Origin of the sequence: Marichromatium sp. AB31, assembly GCF_003718685.1 — a bacterium.
Taxonomy (GTDB): Bacteria; Pseudomonadota; Gammaproteobacteria; order Chromatiales; family Chromatiaceae; genus Marichromatium; species Marichromatium gracile.
The window spans coordinates 49,975-70,686 of record NZ_RHFI01000017.1; the positions used below are offsets into that span (position 1 = coordinate 49,975).

19 protein-coding genes and 4 tRNA genes are annotated in these 20,712 nt (G+C 68.0%); 15 read left to right on the forward strand and 8 right to left on the reverse strand.

Annotated features, from left to right (window positions below; genetic code table 11):
• Window positions 1-49: 49 nt before the first annotated feature.
• On the forward strand, window positions 50-1,132 hold the full coding sequence (gene mltB, locus EBL84_RS12480) for a lytic murein transglycosylase B (RefSeq protein WP_123141116.1): 1,083 nt from the start codon (window positions 50-52) through the stop codon (window positions 1,130-1,132).
• Window positions 1,133-1,139: 7 nt separating this feature from the next.
• On the opposite strand, the gene EBL84_RS12485 is transcribed toward mltB, so the two are convergent.
• Complete coding sequence (locus tag EBL84_RS12485) at window positions 1,140-1,556, reverse strand: secondary thiamine-phosphate synthase enzyme YjbQ (RefSeq protein ID WP_123141117.1); 417 nt, start codon at window positions 1,554-1,556, stop codon at window positions 1,140-1,142.
• Window positions 1,557-1,627: 71 nt separating this feature from the next.
• On the opposite strand from EBL84_RS12485, the gene recG reads away from it, so the two are divergent.
• Both recG and ubiA read left to right on the forward strand, forming a co-directional pair.
• Window positions 1,628-3,784 carry an ATP-dependent DNA helicase RecG gene (gene recG / locus EBL84_RS12490; RefSeq protein WP_223807012.1) on the forward strand — a complete coding sequence of 719 codons (2,157 nt, stop codon included), beginning with the start codon at window positions 1,628-1,630 and terminating at the stop codon, window positions 3,782-3,784.
• Window positions 3,785-3,959: 175 nt separating this feature from the next.
• Window positions 3,960-4,862 (forward strand): 4-hydroxybenzoate octaprenyltransferase, encoded by a 903-nt coding sequence (ubiA, locus tag EBL84_RS12495; RefSeq protein ID WP_123141119.1) that lies wholly within the window; start codon window positions 3,960-3,962, stop codon window positions 4,860-4,862.
• On the opposite strand, the gene EBL84_RS12500 is transcribed toward ubiA, so the two are convergent.
• Genes EBL84_RS12500 through EBL84_RS12510 form a run of 3 tightly spaced genes read right to left on the reverse strand, consistent with a single transcriptional unit; the run spans window position 4,847 to window position 6,622 of the window.
• Window positions 4,847-5,380, reverse strand: a complete 534-nt coding sequence (locus tag EBL84_RS12500) for a hypothetical protein (protein ID WP_123141120.1) — start codon at window positions 5,378-5,380, stop codon at window positions 4,847-4,849. The genes ubiA and EBL84_RS12500 overlap by 16 nt on opposite strands.
• A 44-nt stretch (window positions 5,381-5,424) precedes the next feature.
• Window positions 5,425-6,171, reverse strand: coding sequence for a molybdopterin-synthase adenylyltransferase MoeB (locus tag EBL84_RS12505; RefSeq protein ID WP_123141121.1), 747 nt, complete (start codon window positions 6,169-6,171; stop codon window positions 5,425-5,427).
• 40 nt (window positions 6,172-6,211) lie between these two features.
• On the reverse strand, window positions 6,212-6,622 hold the full coding sequence (locus EBL84_RS12510; RefSeq protein WP_123141122.1) for a hypothetical protein: 411 nt from the start codon (window positions 6,620-6,622) through the stop codon (window positions 6,212-6,214).
• A gap of 208 nt (window positions 6,623-6,830) precedes the next feature.
• Here EBL84_RS12510 and EBL84_RS12515 point away from each other — a divergent pair, with 208 nt between their 5' ends.
• Window positions 6,831-7,640: a 1-acyl-sn-glycerol-3-phosphate acyltransferase gene (locus EBL84_RS12515; protein ID WP_123141123.1), complete on the forward strand. Its 810-nt coding sequence runs from the start codon at window positions 6,831-6,833 to the stop codon at window positions 7,638-7,640.
• On the opposite strand, the gene prmC is transcribed toward EBL84_RS12515, so the two are convergent.
• From prmC to hemA, 3 genes are read right to left on the reverse strand one after another with little or no spacing between them, the layout of a single operon-like run.
• Window positions 7,593-8,459, reverse strand: coding sequence for a peptide chain release factor N(5)-glutamine methyltransferase (gene prmC, locus EBL84_RS12520; protein ID WP_200189272.1), 867 nt, complete (start codon window positions 8,457-8,459; stop codon window positions 7,593-7,595). The two genes, EBL84_RS12515 and prmC, sit on opposite strands and share 48 nt — an antisense overlap.
• Window positions 8,460-8,461: 2 nt before the next feature.
• Window positions 8,462-9,544 carry a peptide chain release factor 1 gene (gene prfA / locus EBL84_RS12525; RefSeq protein ID WP_123141124.1) on the reverse strand — a complete coding sequence of 361 codons (1,083 nt, stop codon included), beginning with the start codon at window positions 9,542-9,544 and terminating at the stop codon, window positions 8,462-8,464.
• Window positions 9,541-10,815, reverse strand: a complete 1,275-nt coding sequence (gene hemA / locus EBL84_RS12530) for a glutamyl-tRNA reductase (RefSeq protein ID WP_062275454.1) — start codon at window positions 10,813-10,815, stop codon at window positions 9,541-9,543. Before hemA ends, prfA begins: the two co-directional genes overlap by 4 nt.
• A 438-nt stretch (window positions 10,816-11,253) precedes the next feature.
• Here hemA and EBL84_RS12535 point away from each other — a divergent pair, with 438 nt between their 5' ends.
• From EBL84_RS12535 to EBL84_RS12565, 7 genes are all read left to right on the forward strand, one after another.
• On the forward strand, window positions 11,254-12,981 hold the full coding sequence (locus tag EBL84_RS12535; RefSeq protein ID WP_123141125.1) for a lipopolysaccharide assembly protein LapB: 1,728 nt from the start codon (window positions 11,254-11,256) through the stop codon (window positions 12,979-12,981).
• The gene (gene ispE, locus EBL84_RS12540) at window positions 12,978-13,880 is read left to right on the forward strand and encodes a 4-(cytidine 5'-diphospho)-2-C-methyl-D-erythritol kinase (RefSeq protein ID WP_123141126.1); all 903 of its coding nucleotides are present in this window, start codon (window positions 12,978-12,980) and stop codon (window positions 13,878-13,880) included. The genes EBL84_RS12535 and ispE overlap by 4 nt, the downstream gene beginning before the upstream one ends.
• 48 nt (window positions 13,881-13,928) lie before the next feature.
• Window positions 13,929-14,004 (forward strand) — tRNA-Gln (locus tag EBL84_RS12545).
• A gap of 36 nt (window positions 14,005-14,040) precedes the next feature.
• A complete protein-coding gene (locus EBL84_RS12550; RefSeq protein ID WP_123141127.1) occupies window positions 14,041-14,994 on the forward strand; it encodes a ribose-phosphate diphosphokinase in 954 nt (317 codons plus the stop codon).
• A gap of 136 nt (window positions 14,995-15,130) precedes the next feature.
• The gene (locus EBL84_RS12555; RefSeq protein ID WP_123141128.1) at window positions 15,131-15,742 is read left to right on the forward strand and encodes a 50S ribosomal protein L25/general stress protein Ctc; all 612 of its coding nucleotides are present in this window, start codon (window positions 15,131-15,133) and stop codon (window positions 15,740-15,742) included.
• Between the two features lie 119 nt (window positions 15,743-15,861).
• Window positions 15,862-16,446, forward strand: coding sequence for an aminoacyl-tRNA hydrolase (gene pth, locus EBL84_RS12560; RefSeq protein WP_123141129.1), 585 nt, complete (start codon window positions 15,862-15,864; stop codon window positions 16,444-16,446).
• 258 nt (window positions 16,447-16,704) lie between these two features.
• Window positions 16,705-18,183 carry an OmpP1/FadL family transporter gene (locus EBL84_RS12565; protein ID WP_123141130.1) on the forward strand — a complete coding sequence of 493 codons (1,479 nt, stop codon included), beginning with the start codon at window positions 16,705-16,707 and terminating at the stop codon, window positions 18,181-18,183.
• Between the two features lie 51 nt (window positions 18,184-18,234).
• Here EBL84_RS12565 and EBL84_RS12570 read toward each other — a convergent pair whose 3' ends face one another.
• On the reverse strand, window positions 18,235-19,572 hold the full coding sequence (locus EBL84_RS12570) for a UDP-glucose/GDP-mannose dehydrogenase family protein (protein WP_123141131.1): 1,338 nt from the start codon (window positions 19,570-19,572) through the stop codon (window positions 18,235-18,237).
• Window positions 19,573-19,867: 295 nt separating this feature from the next.
• Between EBL84_RS12570 and EBL84_RS12575 the strand changes: the two genes are divergently transcribed.
• From EBL84_RS12575 to EBL84_RS12590, 4 genes are all read left to right on the forward strand, one after another.
• A tRNA-Tyr gene (locus EBL84_RS12575) sits at window positions 19,868-19,952 on the forward strand.
• A gap of 98 nt (window positions 19,953-20,050) precedes the next feature.
• Window positions 20,051-20,125: transfer RNA gene (locus tag EBL84_RS12580), tRNA-Gly, on the forward strand.
• A 39-nt stretch (window positions 20,126-20,164) separates the two neighbouring features.
• Window positions 20,165-20,240, forward strand: a tRNA-Thr gene (locus tag EBL84_RS12585).
• 66 nt (window positions 20,241-20,306) lie between these two features.
• Window positions 20,307-20,712: GTP-binding protein (locus EBL84_RS12590; protein ID WP_123141132.1), on the forward strand; the 406-nt coding region annotated here is incomplete at its 3' end.

Genomic DNA, 20,712 nt, shown 5'->3' on the forward strand with positions numbered 1-20,712 from the left:
TCGCCACTCCATTCCCTTCCTTCAACCTCAGCCATCAACCGGGTCTGCCATGCATCGCATCGCCTTCGTCCTCGCCCTCTGCGTGCCGGTCCTGGTCGCCGGCTGCAGCGCCAGTGCCCAGCAGCGCGTCGCCCTCGACCCCTTCTCCAGCGGTGTCCTGCCGGTGGCGGCCGACGCCGAGGTGCGCGGCGACTTCGCCGCCAGCGACGCGGCCGCGCGTTTCGTCGCACGCATGGCGCGGGAGCACGACTTCGCCCCCGAGGTGCTCGCCGGGCTGCTCTCCGAGGCGCGCCGCGAGCAGTGGATCATCGAGCTGATGGACCGTCAGGCGCCGCGCGCCAAGCGGGCGCCGAACGGGGCCTGGACGCGCTATCGCGGCAAGTTCGTCACCGCCGACAACATCGCCGGCGGCGTGCGCTTCTGGCGCGCCCACGCCGCCACCCTGGAGCGTGCCGGGGCGCGCTACGGCGTGCCGCCCGAGTACATCGTCGCCATCCTCGGGGTCGAGACACGCTACGGCGGCTATGTCGGTACCACCCGCACCCTCGATGCCCTGGCCACGCTCGCCTTCGCCTATCCGCGCCGCGCCGACTACTTCACCGGCGAACTCGAGGCCTTCCTGCTGATGGCGCGCGAGTCCGGGGTCGATCCGCGCAAGCCGCAAGGCTCCTATGCCGGTGCCATGGGGCTGGGACAGTTCATGCCCACCAGCTTCCAGCGTTACGCGGTCGACTTCGACGACGACGGCGTGCGCGATCTCTGGGACCCGACCGACGCCATCGGCAGCGTCGCCCACTATTTCAAGGCCCACGGCTGGCGCGCCGGCGCGCCGGTGACGATGCGCGTGCGGGTGAGCGCGGGGCAGGGGATCGGCGCGCTCAAGACCGGCTTCACCAGCGCCCACAGCCGCGCCGCGCTGCGTGCCCACGGGGTCGATCTCGACGGCGTGCCGGGACGGGGGCGGCTGAGCCTGCTGGCGCTTGATGCGCGCGGTGGCACCGAGTACTGGGTGGGGTTCGAGAACTTCGGGGTGATCACCCGCTACAACCGCAGTACCTATTACGCCATGGCGGTGCACCAGCTCGCCGCGGCCGTCCGTGCCCGTCACGGCGCGGCCCTGGCCGGGCGTTGAGCGCGTCTCAGACCCCGTTGAGGGTGAGGGTGAGTCGGCGCCGCTGTGCGCCGGTGCGGTGCTCGTAGAGATAGACCCCCTGCCAGGTGCCGAGCGCGCAGCGTCCGTCGCTGATCGGGAGGGTCAGGTCCATCTTGGTGAGGATGGCGCGCAGGTGCGCCGGCATGTCGTCCGGGCCCTCGGCGGCATGGGTATAGACCGGGTCGCCGTCGGGGGCGAGCCGGGCGAGGAAGTGCTCCAGATCGTGCCGGACCGAGGGGTCGGCGTTCTCGCACTGCAGTAGCGAGGCACTGGTGTGATGCACGAAGACGTGGCAAAGTCCAGTAACGATGGCGCTCTGGCACACCCGTTGCTGAACCGCGTCGGTGATCTCGTAGGTGCCGCGACCCCGGGTCGCGATGCTGAGGCGGTGTTGTTCGATCATCGGCGAGGGGCTGCTGGTCTCCGGGTCCAGTGACGAAGGTGGGGTCGCGGCGCCGTACAGCGACGGGCGCCATGTACGGGGCCCGCGCGGCGATTAGAGCAGACAGCAGCGCCTTGATTCAAACCGTACCAGATCACAAGCCTGACGACACCGAGGCGCTCGACCAGATCCCGGTCGAGCGGTTGCACCGTGTCGGGCCCCGGGTGGCCGAGCGCCTGACCCGGCTCGGTATCCACAGCGTCCAGGACCTGTTGCTGCACCTGCCGACCCGCTATCAGGATCGCAGTCGCGCGGTGCCGCTCGCCGAGCTGCGGGTCGGCCAGGAGGCACTGGTCGAGGCCGAGATCGGCGAGGCCGGGATCGCTCTCGGGCGGCGCCGCTCGCTCAAGGTGTGGCTCACCGACGGTGGACTCGGTGCGCTGATGCTGCGTTTCTTCCACTTCGGCAGTCAACAGGTCTCGGCGTTGCGCCCGGGGGTACGGCTGTCGTGCTATGGCGAGGTCCGTCAAGGACCGCGCGGCCTCGAGATGGTGCACCCGGAGTATCGCATCCAGGGCGCCGGGCAGGAGGGGCTCGAGCCCGGACTGACCCCCGTCTACCCCGCCACCGAGGGGTTGAACCAGGCGTCGCTGCGCGGACTCACCGAGCAGGCCCTGGCGCTGCTCGAGACCCGCGCCCCGGCCGAGTGCCTGCCTGCCAGCGTGCTCGACCCTCTGGGTCTGCCGACCTTGAGCGAGGCGCTGCGCTATCTCCATCGCCCGCCGCCCGAGGCGACCCTGGAGGCGCTGGTCGAGCGCCGTCACCCGAGCTTCCAGCGCCTGGCCTTCGAGGAGCTGGTGGCGCACCAGGCGAGTCTGCGTCAGTTGCGCGAGACTCAGGGGACGCAGGTCGCACCGCCGCTCGCCGGTGACGGTGCGCTGCGCGCGCGGTTGCGTGCGCGCCTGCCGTTCTCGCTGACCCCGGCGCAGGAACGGGTGGTCGGCGAGATCGCCGCCGATCTCGCGCTGCCGCGACCGATGCATCGGCTGTTGCAGGGCGATGTCGGCGCCGGCAAGACGGTGGTCGCCGCGCTCGCCGCGCTGCAGGCGATCGAGTGCGGACATCAGGCGGTGCTGATGGCCCCCACCGAGCTGCTCGCCGAGCAGCACCACCGTACCCTCGGGGGCTGGCTCGACGAGCTCGGCATCACCACGTTGTGGCTGACCGGTCGTCACAAGGGGCGCGAGCGCGCCGAGCTGCTGGCGCGCATCGCCTCGGGCGAGGCGCGACTGGTGGTCGGCACCCATGCGCTGTTCCAGGACGAGGTGCGTTTCGCCGAGCTCGGGCTGGTGATCATCGACGAGCAGCACCGCTTCGGTGTCCACCAGCGCATGCGGTTGCGCGAGAAGGGCGGGGGCGAGGGGGCGCTGGCCCACCAGCTGATCATGACCGCCACGCCGATCCCGCGCTCGCTGGCGATGACCATGTACGCCGACCTCGATCTCTCGGTGATCGACGCCCTGCCGCCGGGGCGCCAGGCGATCACCACGGCGGCGGTGCCCGATGCCCGCCGCGACGAGGTGATCGAGCGAGTGCGCGAGGCCTGTGCCCAGGGGCGTCAGGCCTACTGGGTCTGCACCCTGATCGAGGAGTCGGAGGTGCTCGAGTGCCAGGCCGCCGAGGAGACCGCGCGTCAGCTCGCCGAGCGCCTCAGCGGGCTGCGCGTGGGGCTGGTGCACGGGCGCATCCGTGGCGCCGAGCGCGAGGCGGTGATGGCCGCCTTCGCCGCGGGCGAACTCGACCTGCTGGTGGCGACCACGGTGATCGAGGTCGGGGTCGACGTGCCCAACGCCAGTCTGATGATCATCGAGAACCCCGAGCGCCTGGGGCTCGCCCAGCTCCATCAGCTGCGTGGCCGGGTCGGGCGCGGCGCGGTCGAGAGCCACTGCCTGCTGCTCTATCGTGCGCCGCTCTCGGCGGTGGCGCGCGAGCGCCTGGGGATCCTGCGCGCCACCAACAGCGGCTTTGAGATCGCCGAGCGTGATCTGGCGCTGCGCGGTGCCGGCGAGGTGCTGGGCACCCGCCAGACCGGTGCGGTGCAGTTCCGTATCGCCGACCCGTTGCGCGACCAGCAGCTGCTGCCCGCCGCCCAGCAGGCCGCCGACCTGGTGTTGAGCAGCCATCGCGGGCTGTTCGAGCCGCTGGTGCGTCGCTGGCTCGGGGATCGCGTCGACTACGGTCGCGCCTGAGCCGCATCGATCGCCCCCGGCGCGGCTGTGCGATAATCGCTCCACCTGCGGACGATGCCGGGGCCCGTCTCCCGTGGCCGCCTCGTCGCGACCCCTGCCGACCGTCCCGTCCTCTGTCGTACCGACGGGGGCATCGTCGCCAATGTCACGAATCAGGTGAGAGTCGACCTGCGATATGAGTCTTCAAGAGGTAACAGCCAAGGCGCTGCGTCCCGCCTTCTGGCGTGAGCGGCTGCATGGATACATGCTGCTGGTGCGGTTCAATCGGCCGATCGGCAGTCTGCTGCTGATGTGGCCTGCGCTCTGGGCGCTGTGGTTCGCCGGCGCGGGGCAGCCGCCGTGGTCGATCGTGCTCATTTTCGTCCTCGGGGTGGTGCTGATGCGCTCGGCCGGGTGCGCGATCAACGACTATGCCGATCGCGACTTCGACGGTCATGTGCGGCGCACCAACCAGCGCCCGCTGGCCACCGGCCTGGTGAGCGCAGGCGAGGCGCTGGGGGTGTTCATCGTCCTCTGTCTGGCCTCCTTCGGCCTGGTGCTGCTGCTCAACTGGCAGACGATCGCGCTGTCGGTGGTGGCGGTGGCGCTGACCGCGCTCTATCCCTTCATGAAGCGCTATACCCATCTGCCGCAGCTCTTCCTCGGCGCCGCCTTCGGCTGGGCGATCCCGATGGCCTTCACCGCGGTGACCGGGACCATCCCCTTCTATGCCTGGGTGCTGTTCGTCGCCACCCTGATCTGGGCGCTGATCTACGACACCCAGTACGCCATGGTCGATCGCGAGGACGACCTCGAGATCGGGGTCAAGTCCACCGCGATCCTGTTCGGGCGCTGGGACCGTGTCATCATCGGGCTGTTGCAGCTCATCATGCTGGCGCTGTTGTTGTGGGTCGGTATGGCCACCGGGCGCGGTGGCTGGTACCTGCTCGGGCTGGCCGCCGCCGCCGGGCTGGCCCTCTATCAGCAATGGCTGATCCGCGCGCGCGAGCCCGACCCCTGCTTTGCCGCCTTCCTCAATAACAACTACTTCGGCATGGCGGTGTTCGTCGGGCTGGTGCTCGACTACGCGCTCGGTTGAGCCTCGCCCTCGATCCGTTGTTGTGCGATCGGGGCGGGATGGCGCGCCACCACCCAGGCCGGTAGCCGCGCCTCGTGGGCGTGGTAGAGGGCGTCGGACTCGACGATCACCAGCACCAGCACGGTCGCCATCACCGGCAGGATGCCGGTGCCGGCGACCAGCGCCCACACCGCCTCCTTCATCATCCCGCCATAGGTGTAGCCGACCCAGCCGAGGGTCGCGCTCGCCACCAGCAGTGTCAGCATGGTCAGGAAGATCCGGCTGCGGCGCGCGCATACCTGCCAGTGACACATCACGTACCAGGGGTCGCGCCCGCGGGCGCGGCGTGCCCGCCACAGGATGAAGCCGAGGATGGCGAAGGAGATCGTCGGGATCAGCGCCAGCAGCCAGGGGAAGCTGCCGGCGATGCCGCCGATGGCCACCGTCATCAGGATGTGGTTGCCGATCAGGTTGGTGAGAAAGAGCTCGTGCGGCACCTTGGCGCGGCGGAGTTCGTCGGGGCTGACTGCGAATCGCATCTGAGGGGTCTCCGGCTGCGGGGCCGCGCGAGGCGGCCTGCTGGTCATCCGTGCCCGCCGCACACCGGGCAGTCGGGATCGGGGGGGAGGGTCAGGCTGCGCCACTGCATGCGCAGCGCATCGAGCAGCAGCAGCCGACCGAACAGCGGCTCACCGATGCCGGTGAGGATCTTGATCGCCTCGGTGGCCTGGGTGGCACCGATGATGCCGACCACCGGTCCGAGCACGCCGCGCACCGCGCAGCCCTCCTCCTCGCCGACCTCGCGTGGATAAAGACACTGGTAGCAGGGGCCGCCGGGACGAGCGGAGAAGGCGCTGACCTGGCCCTCGGTGCCGATCGCCGCGCCCGAGACCAGGGGGATGCCGGCGCTCATGCAGGCGGCGTTGATGGCGAAGCGGGTGGCGAAGTTGTCGCAGGCGTCGATCACCAGATCGACGTCGGCGATCAGCTCGGGCAGCCGGGCGGCGGTGGCGCTGCCCTTGAGTGGCACCAGCGCGACCTCGGGGTTGAGCGCCGCCAGCCGGGTCATCGCCGAGTCGACCTTGGGTCGGCCGACGGTGGTGCTGTCGTGCACGATCTGGCGGTGCAGGTTGGAGAGGTCGACGGCGTCGAAGTCGGCCAGGCGCAGCTCGCCGACACCGGCGGCGGCCAGATACATGGCGATCGGCGAGCCGAGGCCGCCGAGTCCGATCAGCAGCACGCGTGCCTGACGCAGGCGTCGCTGGCCGTCCTCGCCGAAGCCGGGGAGCAGCATCTGGCGGCTGTAGCGTGGGTCTGGATGCGGGTTCATGGTACTGCTGCGGGCCGGCCCGGGCGGGTGTCGTGGCGACTCAGAGATAGCGGCGCCAGTGCTCGGGCCGCTGGTCGCGACAGCCGTGCTCGATCTGCGCGTAGCGCTTGGCGAAGACCTGCTTGAGACAGTTGCCCTTGCACCTGGGGTAGCCGAGATTGGCCCGCTGGGTCTCCTCTGTGTAGTGATAGAGCGCGCGCCTGACCTTGGGGAGCAGTCCGTTGTCGAGATGCAACCCGAGCTCGCCGAGCGCCTCGTCGATCTCCTGCAGGGTGAGCTGGAGCACGTCGTAGCGTACCCGCAGCAGACAGGGCGAGAGCGCCTCGGTGGCGAGTACGCCCTCGACCTCGGCGAGGAAGGCCGCGGCGGTCGCGGCCTGATCGGGGTTCGGATGCAACTCCTGGAACGGGATCTCGCGCTCCTTGATACGGTCGACGTCGACGCTGTCCATAGTGGCTGCCCAATGCTAGTCGTGGTTGCGAAAGAATCAACCCGGGCGGACCGGTCGGTCGCGGCGGTGGCTATAATCGGGCCGCGTGTCGCCTGTTCCGACGGGTGACGATGTCGCGTCGGCGGCGCGCGCAGGGCCTGATCCCGGGCGTGCTGCCGGGTGCGACGGCCGTAGACCTGCTGTCCGAGAGATGGGAGCGGATTTGCCGATGTACAACGACAAGGCCGACCTGGGGGTGTGGCTGCGCAGCCTCCTGTTCTTCGTCCTCTACAACCTGATGGGGATCGTCCACAGCCTGATCTCGCTGCTGCTGGCGCCCTGGATGGATTTCGCGCAGCGCTATCGCTTCGTCAACCTGTGGTCGCGCGCCACCATGTGGTTGCTGCGCCGGCTCAACGGCATCGAGATCGTCGTCGAGGGGCGCGAGCACATCCCCGCCGGCGAGGCGGTGGTGGTGATGGCCAATCACCAGAGCCAGTGGGAGACCTTCTATCTGCAGCTGCTGGTCTCGCCGCAGGCCACGGTGCTCAAGCGCGAGCTGCTGTGGGTGCCCTTCTTCGGCTGGGGGCTGGCGCTGCTCAAGCCGATCGCGATCGATCGCGGCCGCCCGGTCAACGCCTTCAAGACCATCCTCCGGGTCGGGCGCGAGCGGCTGCGCGCGGGCATCAGCGTGGTGATCTATCCCGAGGGGACGCGCCAGCCGCCGGGGCGGATCGGGCGGTTCAACGGCGGTGGTGCCAAGCTCGCCTGCAAGGCCGGGGTGCGGGTGCTGCCGATGGTGCACGATGCCGGTCATTGTTGGCCGGCGCGCTCGCTGCTGCGCCGCCCCGGGCGTATCCGGCTGATCATCGGGGCGCCGATCGGTTGTGGCGACGGTGATCCCGAGCGGCTCAGCGCGCGGGTCGAGCAGTGGATGCGCGAGACCGCGGCGCGGCGGTTGGGGATGGAAGAGGGTCAGCCTGCGCCGCGATCAGCGGCGCCCGAGCGTGATCCGGTCGAGTCCGGCGAGGTCGTCTAGGGTTGCGACCTCGACGAGCCCGGCGCCGCCGAACAGCGCGCGCGCCGCAGCGCCCTGGTCGCAGCCGTGCTCGACCATCAGCCAGCCGCCGGGACGCAGACAGCGCGGCGTATCGGCGAGGATGGCGCGGATCGCCGCCAGCCCGTCGGCACCCGGGGTCAGCGCGCCGGGGGGCTCGAAGCGCAGGTCGCCCTGGTCGAGATGGGGGTCGTCGCCGTCGATATAGGGCGGGTTGCTGAGGATCAGGTCGCAGCTCCCGGTGGCGACGGCCCCGAGCCAGTCGCCCGCGACCAGGTCGACGTCGAGTCCCAGGCGGTCGCGGTTGGCGCGAGCCACGGCGAGCGCCGCGCTGCTGCGGTCGGTGGCGGTGATCCGCCAGCGCGGGCGTTCGCTGGCTAGGGCCAGGGCGATCGCGCCGCTGCCGGTGCCGAGGTCGAGCACGGTGGCCGTGCCCGCCGGGCCGCGCGCCAGCGCGGTCTCGACCAGCAGTTCGGTCTCCGGGCGCGGGATCAGGGTGTCCGGGGTGACGTCGAGCTCGAGCGTCCAGAACGCCTGGGTGCCGCGGATGTAGGCGATCGGCTCGCCGTCGAGTCGACGTCCGAGCAGCGCGGCGAAGGCCGTGGCGGTGGCGGCATCGAGCGGGCGCTCGGGCCAGGCACGCTGGCTGGTGCGCGACCAGCCGCTGCACTGCTCGAGCAGCAGCTCGGCCTCGAGCCGGGCCGCCGCGCCGGCGAGTGCAGCCAGTGCGCCAGCGGCGCGGGTCAGGGTCTCGTCGGTGCGCTGCTCGGCGAAGGTGGCGGGGGAGGGCGCTCGGGCCACCCTCAGGCGCCGCTCATCATCGCGGCGAGTTGCTCACCCCGGTATTCGGTGAGCAGCGGCTCGATGACCTGATCGAGCGCCCCGGCCATCACCTCGTCGAGCTTGTAGAGGGTGAGGTTGATGCGGTGGTCGGTGACCCGGTTCTGCGGGAAGTTGTAGGTGCGGATACGCTCGGAGCGGTCTCCGCTACCGACCTGCAGGCGGCGTGACTCGGACTGCTCCGAGGTCTGGCTGGCCTGGGCCTCGGCGAGCAGCCGGGCCTGCAGCAGCGACATGGCGCGCGCGCGGTTCTTGTGCTGCGAACGCTCCTCCTGACACTCCACCACGATGCCGCTGGGCAGGTGGGTGATGCGGATCGCCGAGTCGGTCTTGTTGACGTGCTGACCACCGGCGCCGGAGGCGCGATAGGTGTCGATGCGCAGATCGGCACTGTTGATCTCGATCGAGTCGATCGCCTCGACCTCGGGCAGCACGGCGACGGTACAGGCCGAGGTGTGCACCCGTCCCTGCGACTCGGTCTCGGGGACGCGCTGCACGCGGTGCGCGCCCGGCTCGAACTTCAACCGCGAGAACACCCCGCTGCCGCTGATGCGCAGCACCACCTCCTTGTAGCCGCCGAGCTCGCCGGCGCTCTCGGAGATCGGCTCGACACGCCAGCCGAGCAGTTCGGCATAGCGCATGTACATGCGCATCAGGTCGGCGGCGAACAGCGCCGCCTCGGCCCCGCCGGTGCCGGCGCGGACCTCGAGGAAGGCGTTGCAGCGGTCGTTGGGGTCGGGCGGGATCAGCAGCGCGATGAGCTCGGGCTCGAGTGCCGCGCAGCGCGCCTCGGCCTCGGCCAGCTCCTCGCGGGCGAGCGCGGCCATCTCGGCATCGGCGAGCATCTCGCGGGCCGTGGCGATGTCGTCCTCGGCCTCGAGATAGCGCCGATAGCAGGCCATCAGCGGATCGAGCTGGGCATACTCGCGGCTGAGGTCCCGGAAGCGGTTGGTGTCCGCCTGGGTCTCGGCGTCCGCGAGCAGCGCCATGAGTTCGTCGAAGCGATCCGAGATACGCTCCAGCTTGCCCCGGATCGATGGGTTCATGAATTGGCGGTACGGTTGTTGGTGTCGAGTTGGAACAGCTCGTTGGCCGCCTCGAGGATCTCCGCATCACCGTCACGCGCCGCCTGCCGCAGCCGCGAGCTGGGCGCATGCAGCAGCTTGTTGGTGAGGGTGTGGGCGAGGAACTTGACGATCTCGGCCGGGGGCTTGCCGGCGTCGAGCTGACGCAGCGCGCGGGCCAGCACCTCGTCGCGCAGCGCCTCGCCACGGAGGCGGTAGTCCTGGATCAGACCGGCGGCGTCGAGCGAGCGCAACCAGGCGAGGAACTCCTCGGTGTGGAAGGCGATGATCTCCTCGGCCTGCTCGGCGGCGGCCTGACGCGAGCGCAGGTTCTCGTCGATGACCTCCTTGAGGTCGTCGATGGTGTAGAGATAGACGTCGTTGAGGTCGGCGATCTCGGGTTCGATGTCGCGTGGCACGGCGATGTCGACCATGAACATCGGGCGGTGCTTGCGCTTCTTGAGCGCGCGCTCGACCGTACCCTTGCCGAGCACCGGCAGCGGGCTGGCGGTGGAGGCGATGACGATGTCGGCATCGGCGAGGTGGCCGGCGATCTCGGTCAGGGCGATGGCGAAGCCATCGAACTGGGCGGCGAGTTCGTGCGCGCGCTCGACGGTGCGGTTGGCGACGATGATGCGGCCGATGCCGTTGTTGTGCAGGTGACGGGCGGCCAGCTCGATGGTCTCGCCGGCGCCGATCAGCAGCGCGGTTTGCTGCGACAGGTCGCTGAAGATCTGGCGCGCGAGGTTGACCGCGGCGAAGGCGACCGAGACCGGGTTGCTGCCGATCGCCGTCTCGGTACGGACCGTCTTGGCCACCGAGAAGGTGTGCTGGAACAGCCGACCGAGCAGCTTGCCGGTGGCGCCGCAGTCCTTGGCGGTCTGGTAGGCGTTCTTGACCTGCCCGAGGATCTGCGGCTCGCCGAGCACCAGCGAGTCGAGACCGCTGGAGACGCGCAGCAGGTGGGTGACCGCGTCGCGTTCGGCATAGGCGTAGATGAAGGGGTCGATGCGCTCGAGTTCGATGCCGTGGAACTGGCTGAGCCAGTGACGCACGGACAGCTCGGCGCCGTCCTCGATGGCACAGTAGAGCTCGGTACGGTTGCAGGTGGAGAGGATCACCCCCTCGCTCACGTCCTGGCATCCGGTCAGGTCACGCAGGGCTCCGGCGATGATGTCTGGACCAAACGCCAGCCGTTCGCGGATGTCGACCGGGGCGGTCTTGTGGTTGAGTCCGAGAACAAGCAGCTTCATATCGGTATCTGTCTTGGAATTTCGCTCAGCGATGGGAGAGGTCGGGCTGCCGTCGTTGCTGCCGGCGCCGGCCCGGCCCCATGGGGCGTCACGGTCGCATCATCTCAAAGGGCTTACGTCCGAGTTCCTGCCACCGATAGACTGCGCATCCAATGGGTGCAAGCAGCAACATGGTAGCAACTTTTTGCCGCCCTGGACCAATGCCGTCCACCCTTCAGGCGTTGCAAAAACGGATGCGGATTGACCTGGCGCAGTCGTCTCGACGGTTTATGGCCGTCGGGGGATGGGCGCCACGGTTGGCCCTCACCGGTTGCGCGCCGCTGGCGCATCGTGATGCACAATAGTGCCCCGTCGGCGTCGCGCGCAAGCGCCGCACCCGGTTATCGACCGCGGCGCCGGCAGAGTCCACATTCAGATGCCAAGTGCCTGGAAGCCTCCATGTCCTCGATGCCTCTCAAGCCGATTTCCGCCAGCCTGCTCGGGTTGGCGCTGGTTTGGCCGTTCAGCGCGCTCGCCGCCGCACCGGCCGCGGGCGCCGATGCCGAGCAGGTGTTCGCCGTGCTCGCCGCCGAGGTCGCGGCGCAGCGCGGCGAGCTGGCGCTGGCCCATCACTATTACTTGGAGGCGGCGACGCTGACGCGCAGCCCGCGTCTGGCCGAGCTGGCGGTGCGCAGCGCCATCAGCGCCGACTCCGACGCCGCCGCCTGGCGCGCGGTCCGGTTGTGGCTGACGCTTGCGCCGGAGGCGGTCTCGGCCCACCAGGTCGCGGCCTTTCTGAGCATCCGTGCCGGCGACATGGGGGCGGCGCTGAACCATCTGCGCCGGATCATCGAGCTGGCCGGCGACGCGGTCGCCGATGCCTATGCTCAGGTGGTCTCGATCGTCGCCCGCGCCCCCGACGTGGAGACCCGTCTGGCGCTGATGCGCTCGCTGGTCGATGTCTTCCCCGAGAGCGCCGAGGCGCGTCAGTCGCTGGCGATGGTGGCGGCCAGCGCCGGGCGCTTCGAACTTGCCGACGCGGCGGCGCGGCGCGCCCTGGCGCTGCGCCCGGACTGGAACAAGCCGCGGCTGTTCCTGGTCCGTCTGCTGCTCTCGGAGGATCGGCGCGAGGAGGCGCGCACCCTGCTCGAGGGCTTCGTCGCCAACAGCCCGGACGATGCCGCGCTGCGCATGCTCTACGGTCAGCTGCTGGTCGACGATCAGGAATACGGCACCGCGCGCGAGGTGTTCGCGCGGCTGCTCGCCAATCAGCCCAAGCAGCCCGATGTGCTGTTCGCGCTCGGCATCCTCTCCTTGCAGCTCGACGATCTCGACTCCGCGCGCGGTTATCTCGAGCGGCTCTACGGCACCGGGCAGCGACGCGACGAGGCCGCCTTCTATCTCGGTCAGACCGAGGAGCGCGCCGGGCGCGACCCTCAGGCGGCCATCTGGTACGCCCGGGTGGGCGATGCCAACGAGACCGATGCCCAGGTCCGCATCGCCCTGATCGAGGCCCGCGGCGGGGATCTCGAGCGCGCCCGCGAGATCCTGCAGCGACTGCGTGATCGCACCCCCGAGGACGCCATTGCACTCTATATGGTCGAGGCCGAGATCCTTGCCGAGGTCGATCGGCCCGAGCAGGCGATGACGGTCTATGCCGCGGCCCTCGAGGTCTACCCGGACGAGCCGAACCTGCTATATGCTCGCGCGCTCTATGCCGTGGAACGAGACCGTCTCGATCTCGCCGAGCGGGATCTGCGTCGGATCATCGCCGCCGATCCCGAGCATGCCGATGCGCTCAACGCCCTGGGCTATACCCTGGCCGATCGCACCGAGCGCTATCGCGAGGCGCGCGACTACATCGAGCGCGCTTATGCGCTCAAGCCCGAGGAGCCGGCGATCCTCGACAGCATGGGCTGGGTCCACTACCGGCTCGGTGACTATGACACCGCGCTCGACTATCTCGAGCGCGCCCTGGCCGCGCTCGATGACGGCGAGATCGCCGCGCACCTCGGCGAGGTGTTGTGGGCGCTGGGCCGTCATGCCGATGCCTGGGCGGTATGGGAGGCGGCGCTCGAGACGCATCCGGGGCACGCCTATCTGATGGACGTGATCGAGCGTCATCGCTCCTCGCACACCGTCTCCGACGATGACAACCAACTGCAGCCAAGAGAGTCGCAACCATGATCGACGAAGCCGTCACCGACAACGATGCCTGGAGTGTCTGGCCCGCTCCGGCCAAGCTCAACCTGATGCTGCGGGTGGTGGGGCGGCGTGCCGACGGCTACCACGAGCTGCAGACGGTGTTCCAGTTCGTCGATCGCTGCGACCGCCTGGGTTTCCGGGTACGTGAGGACGGTGAGGTGCGACGCGATGGCGAGCTGCCCGGGGTCGCTGCCGAGGCCGATCTCACGGTGCGCGCCGCGCGTGCGCTGCAGGCGGCGAGCGGCTGTTCGCTCGGGGTCGATATCCGCTGTGAGAAGGTGTTGCCGATGGGCGGTGGGCTCGGTGGCGGCAGCTCGGACGCGGCGACCACCCTGGTGGCGCTGAACGTGCTCTGGGGGACTGGGCTCGATACCGAGGCACTGGCTCGGCTGGCGCTGCCGTTGGGGGCTGATGTGCCGGTGTTCGTGCGTGGTCAGGCGGCCTGGGGCGAGGGGGTCGGCGAGCGGCTCACCCCGGTCGAACTCCCCGAGCCCTGGTTCCTGGTGCTGGTGCCGCGCTGCTCGGTGTCGACTCAGGCCGTGTTCACGCATCCGCGATTGACACGCGACTCGAAACCGATCAAACTTGCGGACTTTACAGGCGGGGATGTTGTCAACGATTGCCTCCCCGTCGTCCGCGACGAGTATCCAGCGGTTGCCGATGCCCTTGATTGGTTGTCCCAATGGGGTGAGGCCAGGCTCACCGGGACCGGGGCCTGTGTGTTCGCGGCATTTGCCGGGCGCGATCAGGCACTCGCGGCCTGGGAGCAACGCCCCGCTGGAATCGACGGCTTCGTGGCACGCGGCTGCAATCGCTCTCCGCTGCTCGATCGACTCGCAGATATCGACGCTCGACTGTCGAGTCGGCATGGCCCAGCGTAAGGGACTGCGCGTCTCGTCGTATCAAACCGAACATCGTCTTTCATCTTTTGGGGCGTGGCCAAGCGGTTAAGGCACCGGGTTTTGATCCCGGCATCCCCAGGTTCGAATCCTGGCGCCCCAGCCATATCAGCTCTGCAGTCGCGCAGACAGGAAGATGCCAGTGCCCGCCAGCCATATGATGGTCTTCTCCGGGAATGCCAACCCGGAGCTTTCGGCTGAAATCGCAAGTCGCCTCAATCTCCCGCTGGGTAAGGCCGTCGTCGGCCAGTTCAGTGATGGTGAGGTGATGGCCGAGATCCAGGAAAACGTGCGTGGGCGTGACGTCTTCGTCGTCCAGCCGACCTGTGCCCCCACCAACGACCACCTGATGGAGTTGCTGGTGATGGTCGATGCCCTGCGCTGGGCGTCGGCCAAGCGCGTCACCGCAGTGATCCCCTATTTCGGCTATGCCCGCCAGGATCGGCGTCCGCGCTCGGCGCGGGTGCCGATCAGTGCGCGGATGGTGGCCAAGATGATCGGCAAGGTGGGCGCCGATCGCGTACTCACCGTCGATCTGCACGCCGACCAGATCCAGGGCTTCTTCGATATCCCTGTCGATAACGTCTACGCCTCGCCGATCCTGCTCGGCGACATCTGGCGCCAGAAGCACGACGATCTGATGGTGGTCTCGCCCGACGTCGGCGGCGTGGTGCGTGCGCGTGCCGTGGCCAAGCGCCTCGATGATGCCGACCTGGCGATCATCGACAAGCGTCGTCCGCGTGCCAACGAGGCCCAGGTGATGAACATCATCGGTGATGTGCGCGATCGCTCCTGCGTGATCGTCGACGACCTGGTCGACACCGCCGGCACCCTGTGTCGGGCGGCCGAGGCGCTGAAGAATCATGGCGCCAAGATGGTTGCGGCCTACTGCACCCATCCGGTGCTCTCCGGGCCGGCGGTCGACAACATCACCAACTCGGTGCTCGATGAGCTGGTGGTGACCAATACCATCCCGCTGCGGGGCGCGGCGGCCGAGTGCCCGAAGATTCGCCAGCTCAGCATCGGTGAGCTGCTCGCCGAGACCATGCGTCGGATCTCGAGCGAGGAATCGGTCAGCTCGCTGTTCGTCGACTGAGTCAGTCCTTGCGTCGCGTGCCGCTCCCTCTTGGCGCGCGACCCGGCCGCAAGCATGTGGCCACCGAGCGCCGGGGTCCTGGTCGCGGGACCCCGGCGTATTTCATTGAGTCCCTTGATAGATCTGGAGAACGCTGATGAGCGTCGATTTCAACATCGTTGCGCAGCCGCGCGAAACCGTGGGGAAGGGTGCGAGCCGCCGCCTGCGTCGCGCCGGCGAGGTGCCTGCCATCGTCTACGGTGGCCACCAGGAGCCGCAGATGATCACCCTGCCGCACAACGAGCTGCTCAAGCACCTCGAGCACGAGGCCTTCTACTCCCACGTGCTGACCCTTCAGGTCGGTGACGAGACCTCCTCGGTGGTGCTCAAGGACCTGCAGCGTCATCCCGCCAAGCCCTTCATCCTGCACGTCGACTTCCAGCGCGTCACCCAGGGTGAGAAGCTGCGCATGAGCGTGCCGCTGCACTTCCTCAACGAGGAGAGCTGCGTCGGCGTCAAGGCCGGTGGTCTGGTCTCGCGTTCGCTGACCGAGGTCGAGGTGAGCTGCCTGCCGCAGGATCTGCCCGAGTACATCGAGATCGACATGGTCGCGATGGAGGTTGGTGCCATCCTCCACCTCTCCGAGCTGCAGCTGCCGGCCGGTGTCGAGCTGGCCCACGCCGCAGGTGACGAGGTGGTGGTCGCCATCCAGGCGCCGCGCGGTGGTGCCGATGAGGAGTCCGAGGGCGAGGATTCCGCCGAGGCCTGATCGGTCTCCAGGCCCCGGCGGTGTGCCGCCGGGGCAGACGCCCGCAAGGCGTCTCTGTTCTTTTCCGGGCATCTCTCCGATGCCTGAATCTGTCCCTCTGTACGGAATGACCTGCATAGATGTCGAATGATGGCATTCGTCTGATCGTCGGTCTGGGCAACCCCGGGGCCCAGTACGAGGCGACACGTCACAACGTCGGTTTCTGGTTCGTCGACTCCATCGCCAGGTCTGCCGGCGTCGACTTCCGCCCGGAGAGCCGCTTTCATGGCGAACTCTGTCGCTGCGTGATCGGTGGTCGCGACCTGCGCCTGCTCAAGCCCTCGACCTACATGAACCACAGTGGTCGCTCGGTGGCTGCGGTGGCGCGCTATTTCGACATCCCGCTCGAGTGCATCCTGATCGCTCATGACGAACTCGACCTGCCGGTCGGCGCGGTCCGGCTCAAGCAGGGGGGCGGGCATGCCGGGCACAATGGTCTGCGCGACTCGATCTCGGCCCTGGGTGGGCGTGATTTCTGGCGTCTGCGGATCGGCATCGACCATCCCGGTGATCGCTCGCTGGTGACCGGCTATGTGCTCGGTCGGCCCTCGGGAAGCGATCGCCAGGCGATCGACGATGCCCTGTTCGAGACCGAGCGTGCCCTCGATGATCTGTTGCAGGGGCGCTTCCAGCAGGTGATGAACCGTCTGCACGCCGGGCGCTGATCCCTTCTCCGTCGTCTCCGTCGGTGGTGTCGCCCGCTCTCCTGGGCGAACGCTCTCCTCGCTCATGCCGATGATTGCCGGTCTTTGACAAAACGCAATCGTTCCAGCAGGATTCCCTCCCAACCCCTTGATCGGTCGTCGTCGCGCTGATGCCGACGAGCTCGGCGTGTGCCAGGACGGCTCGATCGCTGTACAGGGTGTGCAGTCCGCCGGTTCGTCGAGTGCTTCGTCTCTGATCACGCAACGGAGGGGCAGTGCATGGGTTCAGCGTTTCGAGGCGCCCTGGTGGCGTCGGTGGTGTTGGGTGGCCTGCCGACGCTCGCGTCGGCGACCAATGGGTATTTCTCGCACGGCTGGGGTGCGCGCTCCAAGGCGATGGCGGGGGTCGCCACCGCGCTCCCCCAGGATGGTCTGGCCGCGGCCACCAATCCCGCCGGCATGGCCTTCGTCGGCGAGGGGTTCGATATCGGCGTCGCCTTCTTTCATCCGTCGCCGCGTGGCTATGAGGCCAACCCCGACTTCGCCGTCGATCCGGCGACGGGGTTCCCGACCGGTCCCTTCGTCACCCCGGGTGACTATGACAGCGATGCCGACTGGTTCCTGATCCCGAGCTTCGGCTACAACCGCCCGCTCGGTGAGCGAGCGACCATCGGGGTCAGCATCTTCGGCAACGGCGGCATGAACACCCGGTATCGCGATCGTGCGGTGTGGGAGAACTTTGCCGCTGCGCCGGATCAGCTCGCCGGGGTTCCGGGCGCCGGCCAGATCGCCAGTCCGGGCGGGTTGCTGTTCCTGCCGACCAACCCGCCGCAGCCGGTGACCGACCCGAGTGTGCCGCCGCCGCCGGCGGGCAACAATGCCAACCCCGGTGGCTACTTCACTGCGACCACGCCGACCGGTGTCAGCCTCGAGCAGTTGTTCATCGAGATCCCCTATACCTATCGATTCGCCGGTGGCCGTCAAGCGCTGGGTATCGCGCCGGTGTTCGCCATCCAGCGCTTCGAGGCCGAGGGCCTGGAGCCCTTCCGTGGCGCCTCGGTCGCCCCGGACCGGGTGACCAACAACGGTGAGGATTGGTCCTATGGTGCCGGTCTGCACCTGGGCTGGTACGGGCAGGTGAACGAGCGCCTGGCGCTCGGCGCCTCCTATCGCACCCGCATCTACATGACCGATTTCGACGACTACGAGGGGCTGTTCGCCGGCGGTGGCGAATTCGACATCCCGGCGATGCTCAATCTCGGTCTGAGCTACCGGCCCTGGCGTGATCTGACCCTGGCGTTCGATTACCAGCGCATCTTCTATGGTGACATCGACGCCATCGCCAACTCCAATGCGCGCGACATCTCCGCCTGTTTCGCGCCCGGCACCAAGCCCTCCTACTGTCTCGGTGGCGACAATGGCGTGGGGTTCGGCTGGGAGACCATGGATGTCTTCAAGTTCGGGGTGCGCTACGACGTCGACGAGCGGCTCAGTCTGATGGGTGGGGTGAGCTACAACAGCGACTTCACCGATGGCTCCATGGCCCTGTTCAACATCCTCACCCCGGCGACCGTGCGCTGGCACCTGACGCTGGGGGCGAGCTATCAGGCGAGCGACCGCGACCGCTTCACCCTGGCCGTGTCCTATATGCCGGAGGAGCAGCTCGACGGCGCCAATCCGAGCATCACCCAGGACCAGACCGGGAGCCTGTACATGCAGCAGCTCGACATCGAGATCGCCTGGAGTCGGCGTTTCTGACGGTGGGCTAGGGCGCGGTCGCGCCGGTGCGCGACCGCGTGGCGGGATGTCTCAGGCGGGGGTGGCCGGTGCGCGACCGATCGAGAGATAGGTCAGGCCGGCGGCGGTGGCCTGCTGCGGATCGAGGATGTTGCGCCCGTCGAGCAGCAGCGGGCGGGCGAGGGTGTCGCGGATGAGGCGGAAGTTGGGGCTGCGGAACTGGGTCCACTCGGTGACGATCACCAGCGCATCGGCACCGGCCAGTGCGGCGGTGGCGTCCTCGGCGAGTACCAGGTCGGGGCGCTCGCCGTAGATCCGGCGGGCCTCGTCCATCGCCACCGGGTCGAACGCCTGCACCTTGGCGCCGGCCGCCCACAGCGATTCCATCAGCACCCGGCTCGAGGCCTCGCGCATGTCATCGGTGTTGGGCTTGAAGGCCAGCCCCCAGAGCGCGATGGTGCGCCCGGCGAGGTCGCCGTCGAACTGCGCCTTGAGCTTGTCGAACAGCAGCTCCTTCTGGCGGAAGTTGACCGCCTCGACCGCCTGCAGCAACTGCGGGTCATAGCCGACGCCGCGCGCGGTGCGCTCGAGTGCGCGCACGTCCTTGGGGAAGCAGGAGCCGCCGTAGCCGCAGCCGGGATAGATGAACTGGTAGCCGATGCGGGGGTCCGAGCCGATGCCGACACGAACCTTCTCGATGTCGGCGCCGACGATCTCGGCGATGTTCGAGAGCTCGTTCATGAAGCTGATCTTGGTCGCCAGCATGGCGTTGGCGGCGTACTTGGTCAGCTCGGCCGAACGCACGTCCATCACCATCAGTCGGTCGCGGTTGCGGTTGAAGGGGGCGTAGAGCGCACGCAACAGCTCGGCGGTGCGTGGGTTGTCGGTGCCGACGATGATCCGATCGGGACGCATGAAGTCCTCGATCGCCGCGCCTTCCTTGAGGAACTCGGGGTTGGAGACGACATCGAAGTCGATGCTCTGGTCGCGCTCGGCGAGTGCGGCGCGGACGGTCTCGGCGACCTTGTCGGCGGTGCCGACGGGGACGGTCGACTTGTCGACCAGGATGCGGTAGCCCTCCATGTGCTGACCGATGGTGCGTGCCACCGAGAGCACGTACTGCAGGTCGGCCGATCCGTCCTCGTCGGGCGGGGTGCCGACGGCGATGAACTGGAAGAGCCCGTGCTTGACCCCGGCCTCGGCGTCGGTCGAGAAGCGCAGTCGTCCGGCCTCGCGATTGTTGCGGATCAGTTCGTCGAGTCCTGGTTCGTAGATCGGCACCCCGCCGCTGTTGAGCAGGTCGATCTTGTCCGGGTCGACGTCGATGCAGAGGACGTCGTTGCCCACCTCGGCAAGACATGCGCCGGTGACCAGGCCGACATAGCCGCTGCCGAAAATCGTTACTTCCATCGGGAGATCTCCGAGTCTGACTGAATTGATGTTGGATGAATCGGGTTGCGTACGGGGGTGAAGTGAGAGTATCTTAAGGGGCTACTCCGGTGCTGGCGATGGGGATTGACCCCCGATCCTGGCCGTAGAATTTGATCGTTTCAGTCTCTCGGGCCCGTCGTTGCTGGCGTTGTCGCGAGCATAGTATCAGTCCGCAGTGTCTGGGACGTTAAAGAAACGGTCAGGGACGGAGTTAAAAAGTTTCAAGAGAGTGTTGACAGGGTCTGAATCGACGCCTAGAATGAGCAGCTCTTTTGGAGGGGTTCCCGAGCGGTCAAAGGGATCAGACTGTAAATCTGACGGCTCAGCCTTCGGAGGTTCGAATCCTCCCCCCTCCACCAAGTTTCCCGCTAGTTGGCGGGCGCCATGATCAAGTCATGGCACTGCGGTGATCGGCCTTGTGTCGAAGGCGAGCGTCGCAGGCTGGTACGCCAGTCTTGCGGGTGTAGTTCAACGGCTAGAACCTCAGCCTTCCAAGCTGATGATGTGGGTTCGATTCCCATCACCCGCTCCAAGAAGTTAAGGCGCTGGCAGCGCGTTTAAAGCAAGTTTTGCCCATGTAGCTCAGATGGTAGAGCACACCCTTGGTAAGGGTGAGGTCACCGGTTCAATTCCGGTCATGGGCTCCAATTTCTCGGTACGGTTGCGCGCATCCAGGCGCGCCTGGTCGATTTGAAACATGCGGGGAGCCGTTCATGTCCAAAGAAAAATTCGAACGTAGTAAGCCACATGTCAACGTTGGCACCATTGGCCACGTCGACCACGGCAAGACCACGCTGACGGCTGCGATCACCACGCACCAGGCGCGCAAGTTCGGTGGTGAGGCGCGTGCCTACGACCAGATCGACAACGCCCCGGAAGAGCGTGAGCGTGGTATCACCATCGCCACCGCGCACGTCGAGTACGAGTCCGATGCGCGTCACTACGCACACGTCGACTGCCCCGGCCACGCCGACTACGTGAAGAACATGATTACCGGTGCGGCGCAGATGGACGGCGCGATCCTGGTGGTGTCGGCCGCTGACGGCCCGATGCCCCAGACCCGCGAGCACATCCTGCTCTCCCGTCAGGTCGGCGTGCCCTACATCATCGTCTACCTGA